Source organism: Paraburkholderia sp. RL17-373-BIF-A (assembly GCF_046030175.1).
In the GTDB taxonomy this organism is placed as follows: domain Bacteria; phylum Pseudomonadota; class Gammaproteobacteria; order Burkholderiales; family Burkholderiaceae; genus Paraburkholderia.
The window spans coordinates 1-436 of sequence record NZ_JARESO010000434.1 but is presented as its reverse complement, the minus strand read 5'-3'; the positions used below and the strand labels follow the sequence as shown (position 1 = coordinate 436).

The 436-nt window shown below is 56.7% G+C and carries 1 protein-coding gene; it reads right to left on the bottom strand.

Annotated elements, in window-relative coordinates; all coding sequences use genetic code 11:
- A partial coding sequence (locus P0D80_RS51240) for a response regulator (RefSeq protein WP_408296630.1) occupies window positions 1-251 on the bottom strand: 251 nt, incomplete at its 3' end.
- Between the last annotated feature and the right edge of the window lie 185 nt (window positions 252-436).

Here is a 436-nt window from a genome sequence, read left to right as displayed (position 1 = left end):
ACAAGCAGCGGCGCAGGTATCGCCTGAACACGTCGGATCGCTATCGCCACCGCGCGGCCGTCGAGATGCGGCATTTCGATGTCGAGCAACACTGCGGCCGGATACCATATGCAGTATTCGGCGAGCGCGTCAGCACCGTTCCTGGCGGTCCGGATTTCAAAACCCCGATCACAAAAAAACAGTGCATACCCCGCCAACATATCTGCATCGTCGTCAGCGATAAGCAGGCGTGCGCCCACAGCGATGGACATTGGCTTCCCCTGGTTGCTTTCTTATGAGCAATTTAAGGTCCCGGATACGGGTCAGTTCGCCGGTTTGTCGCGATTCACATAGGGCGAACCGTCAGAACCATACTCATCATGCCGTTAACGCATATCGCGGCAGAGTAATGGTGAAGACGCAGCCGGTGCCCGGCATATCGCGGACGCTAAGAATT